Origin of the sequence: Teichococcus wenyumeiae (assembly GCF_003696345.1) — a bacterium.
Lineage (GTDB): Bacteria > Pseudomonadota > Alphaproteobacteria > Acetobacterales > Acetobacteraceae > Pseudoroseomonas > Pseudoroseomonas wenyumeiae.
Map to the genome: position 1 here is coordinate 1 of NZ_RFLX01000134.1, position 1,460 is coordinate 1,460.

Annotated in this window: 1 protein-coding gene; it reads right to left on the reverse strand. The window is 66.2% G+C overall.

What is annotated here, in order from left to right; genetic code table 11:
* Positions 1–318 precede the first annotated feature (318 nt).
* On the reverse strand, positions 319–1,230 hold the full coding sequence (cysK, locus tag EBE87_RS28200; RefSeq protein WP_120641265.1) for a cysteine synthase A: 912 nt from the start codon (positions 1,228–1,230) through the stop codon (positions 319–321).
* Between the last annotated feature and the right edge of the window lie 230 nt (positions 1,231–1,460).

The window sequence follows — 1,460 nt, forward strand, 5'->3', positions numbered from 1 at the left end:
GTAGGTGGGACAGTCTGCCGTCATCCCGTCAGATTGCCCTGGCTCGGTTGTTCCGACCACCGCCCATCAACTTGCCAATGCCTCCCACCCGACTACCCGGAGGTGGAACGCTCGGGCAAGCTGGCGGCCGGCCAACCTGACGGTGCCCTCCCGGGACGACGCTGGGCTGTCGCCCCCCAGGACCCTAGCCCACACGGATCGGTAGGCCGATCCATGCAACACAGCCTGGCCGAGGCTGACGTCATCCCGTCAGACAGCCCCGGCTCGGTCGCTCCGACCGCCGCCCACCAACTTGCCAATGCCATGCGACAAGGTCGATCAGCCTGGAAGGAATTCCGGCACGGAGAGGTAGCGCTCGCCCGTGTCGTAGTTGAAGCCGAGGATGCGCGCCTTCGGCAGTTCCTTCAGCTTCTGCGCGATGGCGGCGAGGGAAGCGCCGGAGGAGATGCCGACCAGCAATCCTTCCTCGCGGGCCGAGCGGCGGGCGAATTCCTTCGCGTCATCGCCGCTGACCTGGATCACGCCATCCAGCAGGGCGGTGTCCAGGTTAGCCGGGATGAAGCCGGCGCCGATGCCCTGGATCGGATGCGGTGAGGGCTCGCCGCCGGAGATCACGGGTGATGCCGAGGGCTCCACCGCGAAGACCTTCAGCCCCGGCCATTTCTCCTTCAGCACCCGCGCGCAGCCCGTGATGTGGCCCCCTGTACCCACCCCAGTGATCAGCGCGTCCAGACTCTCCGGGAAGTCCGTCAGGATTTCCTGCGCGGTGGTGCGGATATGGACGTCGATATTCGCGGAATTGTCGAACTGGCCGGGCATCCAGGCGCCCGGCGTCACCGCGACCAGCTCCTGCGCGCGCGAGATCGCTCCCTTCATGCCCTTCTCGCGCGGGGTCAGGTCGAATTCCGCGCCATAGGCGAGCATGAGGCGTCGGCGCTCGATCGACATGCTCTCGGGCATGACGAGGACCAGCCGATAGCCCTTCACCGCCGCGGCCATGGCCAGGCCGATGCCGGTGTTGCCAGAAGTCGGCTCGACGATGGTTCCGCCCGGCTTCAGGCTGCCGTCGCGCTCGGCCGCCTCGATCATTGCGATGCCGATGCGGTCCTTGATCGAGCCACCGGGATTCGAGCGCTCGGACTTGATCCAGACCTCCGCCTCGGGAAACAGCCGGCCGAGCCGGATATGGGGTGTCTGCCCGATCGTCTCGAGAACACTTTGCGCCTTCATGTCCACTCTCCCGGTGTTCCGATGGATGCCCCGGCCCTGGACGTCGTCCCGCCTTCGGTCGACGGCGACCCTGCACAAACTTCGCCGTGACGGGAAGACAAGCACCATCCGGCACTCGTGACCACTTCAGACGATGCGCTGTTGCGCAGGCATTGGCAAGTTGATGGGCGGTGGTCGGAACAACCGAGCCAGGGCAATCTGACGGGATGACGGCAGACTGTCCCACCTAC

What these genes read in the sequence shown, in the direction of transcription:
- cysK (WP_120641265.1), bottom strand. Translation starts at nt 1,230, where the DNA reads ATGAAGGCGCAAAGTGTTCTCGAGACGATCGGGCAGACACCCCATATC.